Genomic DNA, 15,344 nt, shown 5'->3' with positions numbered 1-15,344 from the left:
TCGGAGCGGATTTTTATCGGCGTGGTTGGGATCATGACCTTGCTCCTGCAGCTTCACCTGTTTGCCGTGGCCTTCTGGTTGGGCGTGGTGGTCGTGGAGTTTCTGCTGGAACGCAGCCGCAGCCAGAGTCGCGGACAGGGCTTTGCAGTGGCGAATCTGCACGGGCGGATCGATCTGCTGTTCGAGACGCCGGCCTTCGTGACCGTATTGCTCAGTGGGTTGCTGTTGCTGGACGCTGAGCGCTTCTCCGGGGTGTACGCGGTCAAGGTCGTGGCGGGGATGGTTGCTGTGCTTGGCAATGTGCTCTGCGTCATCCCGGTGCTGCTGCGGCGCACGGCCGCTGGGGCGGGGGACCTGCCGGCGGTAATCCGGTTCTCCCGGCAGATCGATGTCATTTCCCTGCTGGCGATTCCCGCCGGCCTGCTCGCGTTATTGCTCGGCACCTACCTGGTGGTCACTCGCTGACGGGAGTGCTGCCTGTTCCGCGCTGGGTTCGACAGCGCTTTTGGGCCGCCTTCGGGCGGCCTTTTTTTGCACCCGCACACGCCGAGGGTGCATCAATCTTCCAGTTGACTGCGCTGCTCCTCGAACCAGTCGAGCACCGGCTGGCAAGCCGGGTGCGCGGCGCCGCTGTCGCGCAGCCAGAGGGCATAGCGGCCGCCGGTTCTCAGGGCTTCGCCAAAGGGCACGATGAGGTCGCCGCGCTGCAGGGCGTCGTGGGCCAGCAGGCGGTCGGTCATGGCCACGCCCAGTCCGCGGGTGGCAGCGTCCAGCGCGAGGTCGTCGAGGTTGAACAGCATGTGTTTGAACGGCGTCGGCGGCGGCGCGGCCTGGGCGCGCAGCCACTGCGGCCATTCCAGGCCGCCGCTGGAGGCGTGGATCAGCGGGTGGCGCGCCAATTCCTCCAGCGAGCGCGGCGGCTCCTGGCCGTCGTCCAGGCGCGGGGCGCAGACCGGGATCAGGTATTCGTCGTACAGCGGCATCAGCGTGCGGCCCTGCGGGTCGCTGCCGCTGGGCAGGTAGAGCACGTAGGCGTCGCAGTCGCCGCCGTCATCCACCACTTCGCCGCCCACCGTCTCGATGGACAGGCACAGCTCCGGATGCCGCGAGTAGAAGGAGCTCAGGCGCGGCAGCAGCCAGCGCACCGCCAGCGAAACGAAGATGCGGATGCGGAAGGGCCGCTCCGACGAGGCCGGGGCGAGGCGCTCCTCCAGGCGCAGCAGTTGCTGGAGCATGCCTTCGGCCACTGCGTGAACTTCGCGACCGGCGTCGGTCAGCGCCACCTTGCGGCTGGTGCGATCGAACAGCGGCACGCGGTAGTAATCCTCCAGCTGTTGCACCTGCCGGCTGATGGCGCTCTGGGTCAGGTGCAGCTGTTTCGCGGCGGCCGTGAAGCTGCCGGAGTCGGCGACCTGCACCAGGGCCTGCAGTGCCTGCAGGGAGGGAACGCGAAGCAGTTTGTCCATGACCCTTCCGTGCGCGATCTATGCGAGATGGGAATACCAGGATGAAAAATGAGCGTTGGTACGCTCAGCGCAACTGCCCGTAGATTCTGGGCATGACGCGCCATCGGGGAAATCGCTTGGATACGCCCGGCGCATGGATTGTGAAGGAGTGCCGGGCAATGAACAATCACTGTGGCTGGATCGCCCTGGCGGGCGAGTTGCCCGCGCGGCCGACGCTCAGCGGCACCCAGCGGGCGGACTGGCTGATCATCGGTGGCGGCATCACCGGGTTGTCCGCTGCCCATGCACTGGCGGCGCGGTTCCCGCAGCAGCGCGTGGTGTTGCTGGAGCGCCAGCGCATCGCCCAGGGCGCCTCGGCGCGCAATTCCGGGTTCGTCGTGGCCCATGAACTGCCCGCGGCCAGCGAACGCCTGGGGCAACCCGGCCACGCCGCGTACCAGGTCGCCTCGCGTATTGGCATCGCAGCGGCGCAGGAAGTCCGCCAGCGCATCGCCGGGCTGGGCATCGACTGTGAGCTTTTCGAAGACGGCTATCACTTCGCCGCGCACCGGCCCGAGCACCTGGGCGATGTCGACGGCATCCTCGCCACGCTGGCCTCGGTCGGTGCCAACGCTCGCTACTACGAAGGCGCGGCGCTGGAGCAGCGGCTCGGCAGTGGCTTCTACGCGCGGGCCATTCATTGCTCCGGTGGTAACGCGCTGCTGCAACCGGGGCGCTATGTGAAGGGCCTGGCGGAGAACCTGCCGGCTTCGGTGGAAGTCTTCGAGCAGAGCGACGTGACCGACCTGCGCCGCAGTGGCCAGGGCTGGGTGGCGCGTACCGAGCAGGGCGAAGTCCAGGCGCCGCAGGTGCTGGTCTGCCTCGGCGCCTTCATTGCCCGCGCCGGTCTGCACGACAGCGGCGCCTTCCCGCTGGAGCTGAGCGCCAGTATCACCCGCCCGCTGGACGAGCCGCGCTGGCAGTCGCTGTTCGGCAAAAACCAATGGGGCGTGCTTGCGCCATTACCCGGCGGCGGCACCGTGCGCCTGCTGCCGGGGCGCCGCCTGCTGATCCGCAACACCGTCGAATACCGCCATCGCGACCTCGACAACAACGCGCTGGCCGAGCGCCGTCGCCGTCATCTGAGCGGTTTGCAGAAGCGTTTCCCTGGCATCGTCGAAGCCGACATTGCCTACACCTGGACCGGCCACCTCAGCGGCACCCGCTCCGGCGAGCCGTACTTCGCCCGCGTCGACCAGGGCCTGCACGCGGTGGCCGGCTGCAACGGCTCGGGCGTGGCGCGCGGCACCCTGTGGGGCCGCCTGCTGGTGGAGATGGCCGCGGGCGACAGCTCCCCCGTGCTGGCCGACGTGCTGGCGCAGGCCAGCCCCGGCTACCTGCCGCCCAGCCCGTTCTTCGATATCGGCGCCTCGTTGCGCATGGCCTGGGAAGTGCGCCGCGCACGCGCCGAGGCCTGACAAACCGTTTACCCAAGCAAAACGATCCATCACGACAATCCGCCAAGAAAAACATCTCCAAGAACAAAAAATCCGAGGGCAGCATGATCAATCGTTCCAAGACTCTGGCCAGCTTCACCCTGGCAGGCCTCGCACTCGCAGCAGCGGCCGGCACCACCCAGGCGGCGCAGACCGTCACCATCGCCAACTGGAGCGGCTACATCGCCGAAGACACCCTGGCGAACTTCACCAAACAGACCGGTATCCAGACCACCTACGACCTCGTCGACAGCAACGAGACCACCGAAGCCAAGCTGATGACGGGAGCCAGCGGCTACGACCTGGCCAGCCCGTCCAACCACTTCCTGCCGCGCCTGATCAAGGCCGGCGCCATTCAGGAACTGGACAAGAGCAAGCTGCCCAACTGGAAGAACCTCGATCCCAAGCTGATGAAGATCCTCGAGGCCAACGATCCGGGTAACCGCTATGCCATTCCCTACCTCTGGGTGACCGTCGGCATCGGCTACAACGAGGACAAGATCAAGGCCATCTTCGGCAACACCGACGTCACCCACAGCTGGCAGCTGCTGTTCGATCCGAAGAATGCCGAGAAGCTCGCCCAGTGCGGCATCGCGGTGATCGACAACGCCACCCAGATGGTGCCCATCACCCTCAAGGTGCTCGGCCGCGACCCGGCGAGCCAGAACCCGGACGACTTCAAGGCGGCCGAAGCCGCACTGCAAGCGGTGCGCCCGTCGATCCGCTATTTCCACCAGTCCAAGTACGTCAGCGACCTGGCCAATGGCAACATCTGCGTCGCCATCGGCTTCAGCGGCGACGTGCTGCAGGCCATGACCACCGCCAAGCAGGCCGGCAACAACGTGAAGATCGGCTACAGCCTGCCGCGTGAAGGCAGCACCATCGCCGTGGACACCGTGACCATTCCCAAGGGCGCGCCGCACCTGGACAACGCCTACGCCTACATGAACTACCTGCTGCAGCCGGAAGTGATCGCCAACATCAGTAATGCCGTGCAGTACCCCAACGGCAACGCCGCCGCGACCCAGTACGTCGACGCGGAGCTGCGCAGCAACCCGGCCGTCTACCCGCCGCAGGAAGTGCTCAACACCCTGTTCCCGATCAAGACCCTGTCGCCCTCCGGCATGCGCATGAGCACCCGCCTGTGGACCCGCGTGATGAGCGGCAAATGACCCAGCCCAACGACCTGCGCCGCCACGCCCTGGTGGTCGGCGCCGGCGTGGTCGGCCTGGCCACCGCGCTGCAACTGCAACGCCGCGATTGGCGCGTGACCCTGCTGGACCGCAATCCGCCGGGCCTGGCCACCTCGTTCGGCAATGCCTGCACCTTCGCCACCTATTCGGTGGAGCCGGTGGCCACGCCCGGCATCTGGCGCAAGGCGCCGGGCATGCTGCTGCGTCCGGACAGCCCGCTGGCGATCCGCCCGGCCTACCTGCCGCGCATCGCGCCCTGGCTGCTGCAGTTCCTGGCGGCCTCGCGGCGTGATCGGGTGGAAGCCATCGGCCATGACCTCAACACCCTGCTGCGCCCCTGCATGGGCGCGTGGCAGGGGCTGTTCGACGAAGCCGGCGCCAACGACCTGATCCGCCACGACGGCTCGCTGTACATCTTCGAAGCCCACGAGCGCGGCGATGCGCAGGCCATGGTGGATTACCACCGGCGCTTCGAGGTGCCGATCCGCCTGGTCGAGGGACCCGAGTTGCGCGAGCTGGAGCCGGCGCTCAACGCCCGTGCAAGTTGCGCGGTTGAGCTGCCCGGCGTGAGCCGCACGCTCGATCCGTATGCGCTGAGCCTGCGTCTGTTCGAGCGCTTCCTTGCCATGGGCGGCGAGTTCCGCCGTGGCGAGCTGCTGGGCCTGGAACCGGCCGGGCAGGGCAGGGACGCGGTGCAGGCGCAACTGACGAGCGGCGAGCGGCTGGCGGCCGACCGCGTGGCGCTGTGCACCGGGGCCTGGTCGCGCACGCTGGTCGACCAGTTGGGCGATGCCGTGCCGCAGGATACCGAGCGTGGTTACCACGTGCTCTTCGGTCACGCCGGGCAGGTGCTCAACCGCCCCGTGTGCTGGGGCGCCGGCGGCTTCTACATGACGCCCATGGCGCAGGGCCTGCGCGTGGCCGGCACGGTGGAATTCGCCGGGCTGGAGGCGCTGCCGAGCCTGGCGCGCTACCGCTACCTGACCCGTGGCGCGCGGCGCTTCCTGCGCCTGCAGCACGAGCCGGTGTCGCAGTGGATGGGCTTCCGTTCCTCGGTGCCGGACAGCATGCCGGTGCTCGGCCCGTCCCGGCGGCTGCCGCAGGTCTTCTACAACTTCGGCCACGGCCACATCGGCCTGACCCTCGGCGCGATCACTGGCCACTTGCTCGCCGAGCAGGCCAGCGATGTCGTCACCAGCGTACCGGTGACGCCCTTCCTCGCCAGCCGCTTCGGCTCTCGCTGAAGCACTGGCATTCACCGCGGACATTCACCTCGAACAACAGGAGATCACGACATGCCCCAGCTGACCCTCGTCGCCCCCCGCAGCCATGCCATGCGCAGCGTGGGTCTGATGCTGTTGTCGATGTTCTGTTTCGCCGTGGTCGATGCGCTGGCCAAGGTGGTGGCGCTGAAGTACCCGGCCAACGAGGTGACCTTCTTCCGTATGGTCTTCGGTGTGCTGCCGGCGTTTCTCCTCTGTCTGCGCGGCCGGCCGCTGGCGGAGCGCTGGCGGCAACTGGACGTGCGCGGGCAGAGCATCCGTGCGGTGACGTTACTGGGTTCTTCGGCGCTGTTCTTCGCCGGGCTGCCCTACGTGGCGCTGAGCGAGGCCATTTCCATCGCCTATTCCGAGGCGCTGCTGGTGATCGTGCTGGCGCCGCTGCTGCTGGGCGAACGCCTGCTGCCGCGCAATGCCCTGGCGGCGGTGCTGGGTTTCATCGGCGTGCTGATGGTGGTCAAGCCGGACAACGCCGAAGCCAGCCTGGTGGGGCCGGGCCTGCTGGTGGCCAGCGCCTTCTTCGGCGCGCTGTCGATGATCCAGATCCGCCGCATCCGCGAGACCGACGATTCCACCACCACGGTGCTGTATTTCACCGTGGTCGGCACCCTGGTCACCGGCGCCACGCTGCCGTTTTCCTGGAGCACGCCGAGCCTGCCGGACCTGGGCTTCATGCTCGCCCTCGGCCTGCTCGCGACCCTCGGCCAGCTGCTGTTCACCATCGCCGTGCGCCGCGCCCATGCCGCCACGCTGGCGCCGTATACCTACACCAGCATCATCTGGGCGAGCCTGTTCGGCTACGTGATCTGGGGCGAGGTGCTCAGCCTGCTGTCGCTGGTCGGCATCGTGCTGATCGTCGGCAGCGCCGTGGTCGTGGCCGTGCTGGAGCAGCCGCCGGAAGGCTCGGTGGTCTGACTTTCCCCGCTTCCCACCCGGTGCTAAGCGCCGTTTCACGAGAGAGATTGCATGCAACACAAAGCCGTACTCGAGCAGACCGACGTCACCCGCATCGTCGCCGCCGCCACTGACGAAGCCCGGCGCCAGGGCTGGGCGGTGTGCATCGCCGTGGCCGACGACGGCGGCCACCCGCTGGCGCTGGTGCGCCTGGACGGCTGCGCCCAGGCCAGTGCCTACATCGCCACCGAGAAGGCGCGTAGCGCGGCCATTGGCCGACGCGAAACCCGCGAGTACGAGAACATGGTCAACGGCGGCCGCACGGCCTTCCTCAGCGCGCCGCTGCTGACTTCCCTCGAAGGTGGCGTGCCGATCCTGGTGGGCGGGCAGGTGGTGGGCGCGGTCGGTGTTTCCGGCGTCCGCGCGGAACAGGACGCGCAGGTTGCCAGGGCGGGGATCGCCGGGCTCTGAGGTACACCCTGGATTTCCCCTGTAGGAGCGGGCCATGCCCGCGAACCGCCGGCAGGGCCGGCGCCTCCCTCCGCCCCGATGTTGGTCCTGTATTGCTGCGTTAGCTTGGGTATATCTGCGTCGCTTCGGCGTGCGCGCGGACTTCGTGTTTCGCCCCCTCGGGCGAGTCCCTTTTGGCAAGCGTCGGATAGCCGCCCTCCCAAAAGGAACCAAAAAGTCTTGCCCCGGACATCCGGTTTTTCGCTTAGGCGAAAAATACCCTCGTTGAAGCGAAGTTTCAGGGGCACGCGTCGAAGGGCCATCCCTGGCCCATCGCCGCTCTCGCGACATCCATGTCGCTCAACCCCTGAAACTCCGCTTCAACGAGGCCTCCTGAACGGGGCGTTCGGCGTGTGCGGATATTTCGCTGGAAGCCTTCTAAAAGGTCAAAGCCAGAGATATGGGCTTTTCGTAGGAGCGGACTTCATTCGCGATGGTGTCCAGGGCGATGCAAAGCTAGGGGGCAACGCTTCGACTACCGGTCAGAATCCGGCCTGCCAGTCTGGTAACATGCCGCGCCGGTATGCCAGCTGACGCGTGATGACCCCGCGTCTGGCGATGCCCGCTTCCTTTCGTTCCCACTCTGCTGCAAACAGGCCGCATCGATCGGAAAGCCCCCCTGCACGGCAGGGGCGAAACGCTTTCCGCCAGGTCGATGGGGACCTTCTGGAATCCCGATGCACGATCCGATCAAACTCAAGGACCACCAGCAGGAGGCGACGCTGGTCAACCGCCGCCTGATCGCTTGCGGCGCGCTCGTGGCGCTGATGAGCGTGACCCTGGTGGCGAGGCTGTACTTCCTCCAGGTCACCGACTACGCGACCAACGCCACCGTCTCCGAGAACAACCGCATCCACGTCCTGCCGATTCCCCCGGAGCGTGGGCTGATCTTCGACCGCAACGGCAAGGTACTCGCCGAGAACCTGCCCAGCTTCAACCTCACCCTGACCCGCGAGCGCGCCGGCAATTCCCAGGCGGTGCTGGACCAGGTGACCGATATCCTCCACCTGAGCCCCGAGCAGCGCCTGCAGTGCGACAAGGCGCTGAAGAAGAGCCGCCATCCCTTCGAACCGGTCGCCATCCTGCATGACCTGAGCGAGGAGCAGATCGCCCTCATCGAGGTCAATCGCTACAAGCTGCCGGGCATCGACGTGGATGCCGAGTTCGTTCGCCACTATCCCTACGGCGAGCACTTCGCCCATTCGGTCGGCTTCGTTGGGCGCATCAACGAGCGCGAGGCGGCGCGGCTCGACAGCACCGAGTACCGCGGCACCGAGTACGTCGGCAAGACCGGCATCGAGCACTTCTACGAGCCGCAGCTGCACGGCCACGTCGGCTACGAGGAAGTCGAGACCAATGCCCAGGGCCGCGTCATGCGCGTGCTGAAGAAGGTGCCGCCGGTAGCCGGCGAGAACATCGTGCTGGGCCTGGACGTGGACCTGCAGGTGGCCGCCGAAAAGGCCCTGGGCGATCGCCGCGGCTCGGTGGTGGCGCTGGACCCGAACACCGGCCAGGTGCTGGCGATGGTCAGCAACCCGAGCTTCGACCCGAACCTGTTCGTCAACGGCATCAGCTCGGCGCAGTACGCGCAGCTGCGCGACTCCATCGACCGGCCGCTGTTCAACCGGGCGCTGCGCGGGCTGTATTCGCCGGGCTCGACCATCAAGCCGGTGGTGGCCATCGCCGGGCTGGATACCGGCACCATCACACCGGCCACGCGGGTGTTCGATCCGGGCTACTTCCAGCTGCCCAACTACGACCACAAGTACCGCAACTGGAACCACAGCGGCGACGGCTGGGTGGACCTGAGCACGGCCATCAAACGCTCCAACGACACCTACTTCTACGACGTCGCGCACAAGCTCGGCATCGATCGCATGCACGATTACCTGACGCGCTTCGGGCTGGGTAGTAAGGTGTCCATCGACATGGCCGAGGAGTCTCCAGGCCTGATGCCGTCCCGTGAATGGAAACGCGCAACCCGACGCCAGGCCTGGTTCCCCGGCGAGACAGTAATCCTCGGCATCGGCCAGGGCTACATGCAGGTGACGCCGCTGCAGCTTGCCGAAGCGACCTCGCTGATCGCCAGCAAGGGCGCCTGGCACCGGCCGCGGCTGGCCGAATCGGTGGGCGGCGAAGACGTCGTCGATGCCAACCCCATGCCCGACATCCACCTGAGCAATCCCCACGACTGGGAGGCGGTGAACTACGGCATGCAGCTGGTGATGCACGACCCGGGCGGCGGCGCGCGGGCCGCGGGGCAGGGTGCGCAGTACCGCATTGCTGGCAAGAGTGGCACCGCGCAGATCGTCGCGATCCGCCAGGGCGAGCGCTACAACCGCCTGAAGACCAAGGAGCGCCACCGCGACAACGCGCTGTTCGTCGGCTTCGCCCCGGCGGCCGAGCCTTCCATCGTGGTCTCGGTGACCATCGAGAACGGCGAGGCCGGCGGCCGCGTGGCAGGTCCTGTGGTGCGCGAGATCATGGATGCCTGGCTGCTCGATGCGGACGGCAAGCTCAAGCCGCAGTACGCCGTGCCGGCCGAGACGGCTTCGGGCAAGCACGCCTGAGGTCCGCCGCACCCGGCCCGGCGCATGGGCTGGGTGCGGTGTGGTCGGTCAGGCCTGCGCCGTTTCCGTCAGCGCCGCCTGCACTAGGGCATGCAACTCGGTGCCCGGATGATCGGCGTGCCAGTCCTTCAGCTCGCGGCGCATGGCCGGCGTCCAGAAGTTCTGCAGGTGCTGCTGCACGCCGTGGACCGCCAGGGCATGGTCCGATTCGGTGGAGAAGTACTGGCCGATCTGGTTGGCCATCTTGATCAGGTTCTCGACGCTCATCGACGGACCTCGGCTTTCTCGCCATGGGCGTGGCGTCGCTCCTTGAGCAGGCGCCGCTGTTCGTCACTGAACGCCTGGTAGCGCTTCTGCCATTCCGAAGGCTGGAACACGCGCACCACCTCCACCGCCGTGACTTTGTATTCCGGGCAGTTGGTGGCCCAGTCGGAGTTGTCGGTGGTGATCACGTTGGCGCCCGATTCGGGGAAGTGGAAGGTCGTGTAGACCACCCCCGGCGCCACCCGCTCGCTGACCCTGGCGCGCAGCACCGTCTGCCCGGCGCGGCTGCCCACGCCGACCCAGTCGCCGTCGCTGATGCCACGGCTCTCGGCGTCGCTGGCGTGGATTTCCAGGCGGTCTTCCTCGTGCCAGGCGACGTTGTCGGTACGCCGCGTCTGAGCGCCGACGTTGTACTGGCTGAGGATGCGCCCGGTGGTGAGCAGCAGTGGGTAGCGGGCGTTGACCTTCTCCTCGGTGGGCACGTAGCCGGTGAGCATGAAGCGCCCCTTGCCGCGCACGAACTGCTCGATGTGCATGGTCGGGGTACCGTCCGGCGCGGCGTCGTTGCAGGGCCATTGCAGGCTGCCGTGGCGGTCCAGCTCGGCGTAGCTGACGCGGGTGAAGGTCGGCGTCAGGCGGGCGATCTCGTCCATGATCTGCGAAGGATGCTGGTAGTCCATCGGGTAGCCCAGGGCGTTGGCCAGGGCCACGGTGGCTTCCCAGTCGGCCTTGCCGCCCAGCGGCTCCATCACCTTGCGCACGCGGGAGATGCGCCGCTCGGCGTTGGTGAAGGTGCCGTCCTTCTCGAGGAAGGAGCTGCCCGGCAGGAACACATGGGCGAACTTGGCGGTTTCGTTGAGGAAGATGTCCTGCACCACCACACACTCCATGGCGGAGAGGGCGGCGGTGACGTGCTGGGTGTTGGGGTCGCTCTGGGCGATGTCCTCGCCCTGGCAGTACAGCGCCTTGAAGGTGCCGCCCAGCGCCGCTTCGAACATGTTGGGGATGCGCAGGCCGGGATCGGGCTGCAGGGTCACGCCCCAGGCCTGCTCGAACTGGCTGCGCACGGTCTCGTTGGAAATGTGCCGGTAGCCGGGCAGCTCATGGGGGAATGAGCCCATGTCGCACGAGCCCTGCACGTTGTTCTGGCCGCGCAGCGGGTTCACCCCGACGCCCTCGCGGCCGACGTTGCCGGTGGCCATGGCGAGGTTGGCGATGCCCATCACCGCGGTGCTGCCCTGGCTGTGCTCGGTGACGCCCAGGCCGTAGTAGATCGCGGCGTTGCCGCCGGTGGCGTAGAGGCGCGCGGCGGCGCGGATCTCTTCGGCAGGCACGCTGCACACCGGGCCGAGCACTTCCGGGGCGTTCTCCGGCAGGCTGACGAAATCGCGCCAGCGGATGAAGTCGCTGGTCTCGCAGCGCGCATCGACGAAGTCCTGCTTGACCAGACCCTCGGTAACAATCACGTGGGCCAGCGCGTTGAGCATGGCGACGTTGGTGCCGGGGCGCAGTTGCAGGTGCAGCTCGGCGCGGGCGTGGGGCGAGTCGACCAGGTCGATGCGCCGCGGGTCGATGACGATCAGCTGCGCGCCCTGGCGCAGGCGGCGCTTGAGCTGCGAGCCGAATACCGGGTGCGCGTCGGTGGGGTTGGCGCCCATCACCAGCACCACGTCGGACTGCATCACCGAGTCGAAACTCTGGGTGCCGGCGGATTCGCCCAGGGTCTGCTTCAGGCCGTAGCCAGTGGGCGAGTGGCAGACCCGCGCACAAGTATCGACGTTGTTGTTGCCGAACGCAGCACGCACGAGCTTTTGCACCAGGTAAGTTTCTTCGTTGGTGCAGCGGCTGGAAGTGATGCCGCCGATGGAGTCGCGCCCGTACTTCGTCTGGATGCGCCGGAACTCGCTGGCGGCGTAGGTGACCGCTTCGTCCCAGCTGACTTCCTGCCAGGGGTCGCTGATGTGCTGGCGGATCATCGGCCTGGTGATGCGATCCGGGTGCGTGGCGTAGCCCCAGGCGAAGCGGCCCTTGACGCAGGAGTGGCCGTGGTTGGCCTGGCCATTCTTGTCCGGGACCATGCGCACCAGCTGGTTGCCCTTCATCTCCGCGCGGAAGGAGCAGCCCACGCCGCAGTAGGCACAGGTGGTGATGACGGCGCGTTCCGGCTGACCGATCTCGACCACACTCTTTTCCATCAGCGTGGCGGTGGGGCAGGCCTGCACGCAGGCGCCGCAGGAGACGCATTCGGAATCGAGGAAGTTCTCGCCACCGGCCGCCGCCACGCGGGACTCGAAGCCGCGCCCCTCGATGGTCAGGGCGAAGGTGCCCTGGGTTTCCTCGCAGGCGCGCACGCAGCGGTTGCAGACGATGCACTTGCTCGGGTCGTAGTCGAAGTAGGGGTTGGAGACGTCTTTCTGGTCCTTCAGGTGGTTGGCGCCGTCGTAGCCGTAGCGCACCTCGCGCAGGCCGACCTGGCCGGCGACGGTCTGCAGCTCGCAGTTGCCGTTGGCCGAGCAGGTCAGGCAGTCCAGCGGGTGGTCGGAGATGTACAGCTCCATCACGTTGCGCCGCAGGTCCGCCAGCTTCGACGTCTGCGTGCGCACCACCATGCCTTCGCTCACCGGCGTGGTGCAGGAGGCCGGGTAGCCGCGCATGCCGTCGATTTCCACCAGGCACATGCGGCATGAGCCGAAGGCCTCCAGGCTGTCGGTGGCGCAGAGTTTCGGGATGGTCGTGCCGAGCAGGGCGGCGGCGCGCATCACCGAGGTGCCGGCGGGAACGCTGATCTCGCGGCCGTCGATGCTCAGGCTGACCTGCAGGTCGCTGTCGCGGGCCGGTGTGCCGAAGTCGATGTCGCTGCTGCTACCAGCAGACGAGGAGGGATCGAAGTAGTTGATCACTGGTCGGCCTCCGAAGTCGCCAGACCGAAGTCGGCGGGGAAGTGCTTGAGGGCGCTGGCCACGGGGAAGGCGGTCATTCCGCCGAGGGCGCAGAGCGAGCCGTATTGCAGGGTGTCGCAGAGGTCGCTGAGCAACTGCGCCTGTTCTTCGCGCGCGCTGATGTCGGTGGCGGCGATCAGGCGGTCCACCACCTCCACGCCACGGGTCGAGCCGATGCGGCAGGGCGTGCACTTGCCGCAGGATTCCTCGGCGCAGAACTGCAGGGCGAAGCGTGCCATGCGCGCCATGTCCAGGCTGTCATCGGCGACCACCACGCCACCGTGGCCGAGCATGGCGCCGACGGCGGCGAAGGCTTCGTAATCCAGCGGAGTGTCGAATTGCGCGGGTGGCACCCAGGCGCCCAGCGGGCCGCCGACCTGCGCGGCCTTCAGCGGGCGGCCGCTGGCAGTGCCGCCGCCGTAGCCTTCCACCAGTTCGCGCAGGGTCAGGCCGAAGGCGCGTTCCACCAGCCCGCCGTGACGGACGTTGCCGGCCAGCTGGAAGGGCATGGTGCCCAGCGAGCGGCCCATGCCGAAGTCGCGGTAGAACGCTGCGCCCTTCGCCAGAATGATTGGCACCGAGGCCAGGGTGAGCACGTTGTGTACCAGCGTCGGCAGGCCGAACAGGCCCTGCAGCGCGGGCAGCGGCGGCTTGGCTCGAACCACGCCGCGCTTGCCTTCCAGCGAGTCCAGCAGGGCGGTTTCCTCGCCGCAGATATAGGCGCCGGCGCCGACGCGCACTTCCAGCTCGAAGGCGCGGCCGCTGCCACAGACGTGTTCACCGAGGTAGCCGGCGTCGCGGGCGAGCTTCAGTGCCTGGTTCAGGGTGGCGATGGAGTCCGGGTATTCCGAACGCACGTAGAGGTAGCCCATGCTTGCGCCGACAGCGAGGCCGGCGATGGCCATGCCCTCGATCAGCAGGAAGGGATCGCCCTCCATCAGCATGCGGTCGGCGAAGGTACCGGAATCGCCTTCGTCGGCGTTGCACACCACGTACTTCTGGCTGCCGGCGGCATCGCGCACCGTGCGCCACTTGATGCCGGCGGGGAAGGCCGCGCCGCCACGGCCGCGCAGGCCGGAATCGAGCACCGCGGCGACGACGTCGGCGCCGTCCATGCCGATGGCGCGGGCCAGGCCTGCGAAGCCGCCGTGGGCGCGGTAGTCGTCCAGCGACAGCGGCCGGGTGATGCCGGCGCGGGCGAAGAGCAGGCGCTGCTGGCTCTTCAGGTAGGGCATTTCTTCCACCAACCCGAGAGCCAGCGGATGGCTGGCCGGGTCGCCGGAAAGCGCATCGAGCAGGGCTGGCACGTCGTCGACCGTGAGCGGGCCGAAGCCCAGCCGGCCGGCGTCGCTCTCCAGCTCCAGCAGCGGCTCCAGCCAGTAGAGGCCACGGGAGCTGGTGCGCTGGATGTCCAGTGGCAGCTGGCGGCGCTCGGCCTCGGCGACCAGGGCGTCGGTCACCTCGTCGGCGCCCACCGCGCAGGCCACCGAATCGCAGGAAACGAACAGCTTCAGCATGCGGCGTCCTCCCGGCAACCGTTCACCAGCTCGCGCAGGCGTTCGGCGGTGAGGCGGGCGTGCACCCGGCCGTCCAGCTCCAGTGCCGGCGAGCAGGCGCAGGCGCCCAGGCAGTAGACCGGGCGCAGGGCGACGCGGCCGTCGGCGCTGGTGCCGTGGTCGTCCAGTGCGAGTTGCTCGCGCAGCTGTGCCGCCAGGGCTTCGGCGCCCCGGCTCTGGCACGACTCGGCGCGGCACAGGCGCAGCGTATGGCGGGCCGGTGGCGCGGTGCGGAAGTCGTGGTAGAAGCTGATCACCCCGCGCACCTCGGCGACGCTGAGGTTCAGGGCGTGGGCAATTTCCGGGAGGGCATCGTCGGGGATATAACCGACGCAGTCCTGGATGGCGTGCAGCACCGGCAGCAGGGCGCCGGGCGTGGCCTTGAGACGTTCCAGCACATCGTGGATCAGGGGCAGGTGAAGCGAATCATCAGGCATACAGCGCACCTCGACATCGCGGGCGCCTGCCATGGGCGGCGGCCCGGAATCCTTCGGCTGCGGCGTACCGGCCACGTCACGGCTTGCGTGGCTCTGCGGGGCGCCATCGTTCTTATGGGGTGTTGCCGTCTGGCCAGGCATCTGCGCGTGCCTGATCCTCGACAGTAGGAAAGATTGCCATCCCTCTGGATTAGGGATAGCACTCGAACGACCCTGCGCATCCTGAAACCGACAGGGGACCGGAACTGTGACCTTGTCCGCTCAGAGCCCCCTTGTTGGCCGGTAATGCCCTCGGGCACGACTGGCGCCCGACTTAACCTGCTGGCTACCCATGACAACAAGAATCCGCGCCGTCGCCGCGCGCGGGAAGAAAAGGGGAGCACCATGCACAAACCCGCAACACCCTGGCTCGCGTTTGCCTTGCTGGCCCTGAGCGGCCTGCTCGGCGGCTGTGGCGACGATGCCGCGCCGCCAGCGGCCCGCAACGCTGCCGTCCTGTCGCCCGCTGATCCCGCGCTGGCGAAGATCTATGACAGCAGCTGCAAGCTCTGCCACGCCAACCCGGCCTCCGGAGCGCCACAGACCGGTGACGCGAAGGCTTGGCAACCGCGCGTCGCCCAGGGCGTCGACAGCTTGCTGGACCACAGCATCAATGGCTTCAAGGGCATGCCGCCGATGGGCATGTGCATGCAGTGCTCCGAGGATGAATTCCTCGCGCTGATTTCCTTCATGTCCGGCCAGTCGGTCCAATAAGCGCGGG

Annotated in this window: 13 protein-coding genes; 8 read left to right on the top strand and 5 right to left on the bottom strand. The window is 67.7% G+C overall.

Going from position 1 to position 15,344, the window contains the following annotated elements:
- Window positions 1–33 precede the first annotated feature (33 nt).
- Window positions 34–465 carry a hypothetical protein gene (locus ABKS89_RS18590; RefSeq protein ID WP_348586526.1) on the top strand — a complete coding sequence of 144 codons (432 nt, stop codon included), beginning with the start codon at window positions 34–36 and terminating at the stop codon, window positions 463–465.
- 92 nt (window positions 466–557) lie between these two features.
- Here the strand turns inward: ABKS89_RS18590 and ABKS89_RS18585 are convergent, their stop codons facing one another.
- Complete coding sequence (locus ABKS89_RS18585) at window positions 558–1,466, bottom strand: LysR substrate-binding domain-containing protein (protein WP_348586524.1); 909 nt, start codon at window positions 1,464–1,466, stop codon at window positions 558–560.
- Between the two features lie 158 nt (window positions 1,467–1,624).
- On the opposite strand from ABKS89_RS18585, the gene ABKS89_RS18580 reads away from it, so the two are divergent.
- The 6 genes from ABKS89_RS18580 to mrdA all read left to right on the top strand — a co-directional run bounded on the left by ABKS89_RS18580 (window position 1,625) and on the right by mrdA (window position 9,388).
- Window positions 1,625–2,923 carry an NAD(P)/FAD-dependent oxidoreductase gene (locus ABKS89_RS18580; RefSeq protein WP_348586523.1) on the top strand — a complete coding sequence of 433 codons (1,299 nt, stop codon included), beginning with the start codon at window positions 1,625–1,627 and terminating at the stop codon, window positions 2,921–2,923.
- Between the two features lie 83 nt (window positions 2,924–3,006).
- The gene (locus ABKS89_RS18575; RefSeq protein WP_348586521.1) at window positions 3,007–4,113 is read left to right on the top strand and encodes a polyamine ABC transporter substrate-binding protein; all 1,107 of its coding nucleotides are present in this window, start codon (window positions 3,007–3,009) and stop codon (window positions 4,111–4,113) included.
- Window positions 4,110–5,378: an NAD(P)/FAD-dependent oxidoreductase gene (locus ABKS89_RS18570; RefSeq protein ID WP_348586520.1), complete on the top strand. Its 1,269-nt coding sequence runs from the start codon at window positions 4,110–4,112 to the stop codon at window positions 5,376–5,378. The genes ABKS89_RS18575 and ABKS89_RS18570 overlap by 4 nt, the downstream gene beginning before the upstream one ends.
- A gap of 51 nt (window positions 5,379–5,429) precedes the next feature.
- Window positions 5,430–6,329 (top strand): DMT family transporter, encoded by a 900-nt coding sequence (locus ABKS89_RS18565; protein ID WP_348586519.1) that lies wholly within the window; start codon window positions 5,430–5,432, stop codon window positions 6,327–6,329.
- Between the two features lie 51 nt (window positions 6,330–6,380).
- On the top strand, window positions 6,381–6,779 hold the full coding sequence (locus tag ABKS89_RS18560; protein WP_138214578.1) for a heme-binding protein: 399 nt from the start codon (window positions 6,381–6,383) through the stop codon (window positions 6,777–6,779).
- Between the two features lie 716 nt (window positions 6,780–7,495).
- Window positions 7,496–9,388, top strand: a complete 1,893-nt coding sequence (gene mrdA / locus ABKS89_RS18555; RefSeq protein ID WP_138214577.1) for a penicillin-binding protein 2 — start codon at window positions 7,496–7,498, stop codon at window positions 9,386–9,388.
- A gap of 48 nt (window positions 9,389–9,436) precedes the next feature.
- On the opposite strand, the gene ABKS89_RS18550 is transcribed toward mrdA, so the two are convergent.
- Genes ABKS89_RS18550 through ABKS89_RS18535 form a run of 4 tightly spaced genes read right to left on the bottom strand, consistent with a single transcriptional unit; the run spans window position 9,437 to window position 14,584 of the window.
- Entirely contained in the window at window positions 9,437–9,655 is a 219-nt protein-coding gene (locus ABKS89_RS18550) for a formate dehydrogenase subunit delta (RefSeq protein ID WP_081518389.1), read from the bottom strand.
- Entirely contained in the window at window positions 9,652–12,552 is a 2,901-nt protein-coding gene (gene fdhF / locus ABKS89_RS18545; RefSeq protein ID WP_348586518.1) for a formate dehydrogenase subunit alpha, read from the bottom strand. The genes ABKS89_RS18550 and fdhF overlap by 4 nt, the downstream gene beginning before the upstream one ends.
- Complete coding sequence (locus ABKS89_RS18540; RefSeq protein ID WP_348586516.1) at window positions 12,549–14,108, bottom strand: formate dehydrogenase beta subunit; 1,560 nt, start codon at window positions 14,106–14,108, stop codon at window positions 12,549–12,551. The genes fdhF and ABKS89_RS18540 overlap by 4 nt, the downstream gene beginning before the upstream one ends.
- Window positions 14,102–14,584: a formate dehydrogenase subunit gamma gene (locus tag ABKS89_RS18535; protein WP_348586514.1), complete on the bottom strand. Its 483-nt coding sequence runs from the start codon at window positions 14,582–14,584 to the stop codon at window positions 14,102–14,104. Before ABKS89_RS18535 ends, ABKS89_RS18540 begins: the two co-directional genes overlap by 7 nt.
- A gap of 384 nt (window positions 14,585–14,968) precedes the next feature.
- Here ABKS89_RS18535 and ABKS89_RS18530 point away from each other — a divergent pair, with 384 nt between their 5' ends.
- Window positions 14,969–15,337, top strand: a complete 369-nt coding sequence (locus tag ABKS89_RS18530; protein ID WP_348586513.1) for a c-type cytochrome — start codon at window positions 14,969–14,971, stop codon at window positions 15,335–15,337.
- The last annotated feature ends 7 nt before the right edge of the window (window positions 15,338–15,344 follow it).

The organism is Pseudomonas sp. LABIM340 (assembly GCF_040017195.2).
Lineage (GTDB): Bacteria > Pseudomonadota > Gammaproteobacteria > Pseudomonadales > Pseudomonadaceae > Pseudomonas.
The sequence above is the reverse complement of the archived record's forward strand: the minus strand, read 5'-3'. Positions and strand labels throughout refer to the sequence as shown.

Coding starts and splice junctions, on each gene's coding strand:
- ABKS89_RS18590 (WP_348586526.1), top strand. CDS start 34: ATGACCTTGCTCCTGCAGCTTCACCTGTTTGCCGTGGCCTTCTGGTTG.
- ABKS89_RS18585 (WP_348586524.1), bottom strand. CDS start 1,466: ATGGACAAACTGCTTCGCGTTCCCTCCCTGCAGGCACTGCAGGCCCTG.
- ABKS89_RS18580 (WP_348586523.1), top strand. CDS start 1,625: ATGAACAATCACTGTGGCTGGATCGCCCTGGCGGGCGAGTTGCCCGCG.
- ABKS89_RS18575 (WP_348586521.1), top strand. CDS start 3,007: ATGATCAATCGTTCCAAGACTCTGGCCAGCTTCACCCTGGCAGGCCTC.
- ABKS89_RS18570 (WP_348586520.1), top strand. CDS start 4,110: ATGACCCAGCCCAACGACCTGCGCCGCCACGCCCTGGTGGTCGGCGCC.
- ABKS89_RS18565 (WP_348586519.1), top strand. CDS start 5,430: ATGCCCCAGCTGACCCTCGTCGCCCCCCGCAGCCATGCCATGCGCAGC.
- ABKS89_RS18560 (WP_138214578.1), top strand. CDS start 6,381: ATGCAACACAAAGCCGTACTCGAGCAGACCGACGTCACCCGCATCGTC.
- mrdA (WP_138214577.1), top strand. CDS start 7,496: ATGCACGATCCGATCAAACTCAAGGACCACCAGCAGGAGGCGACGCTG.
- ABKS89_RS18550 (WP_081518389.1), bottom strand. CDS start 9,655: ATGAGCGTCGAGAACCTGATCAAGATGGCCAACCAGATCGGCCAGTAC.
- ABKS89_RS18540 (WP_348586516.1), bottom strand. CDS start 14,108: ATGCTGAAGCTGTTCGTTTCCTGCGATTCGGTGGCCTGCGCGGTGGGC.
- ABKS89_RS18535 (WP_348586514.1), bottom strand. CDS start 14,584: ATGCCTGATGATTCGCTTCACCTGCCCCTGATCCACGATGTGCTGGAA.
- ABKS89_RS18530 (WP_348586513.1), top strand. CDS start 14,969: ATGCACAAACCCGCAACACCCTGGCTCGCGTTTGCCTTGCTGGCCCTG.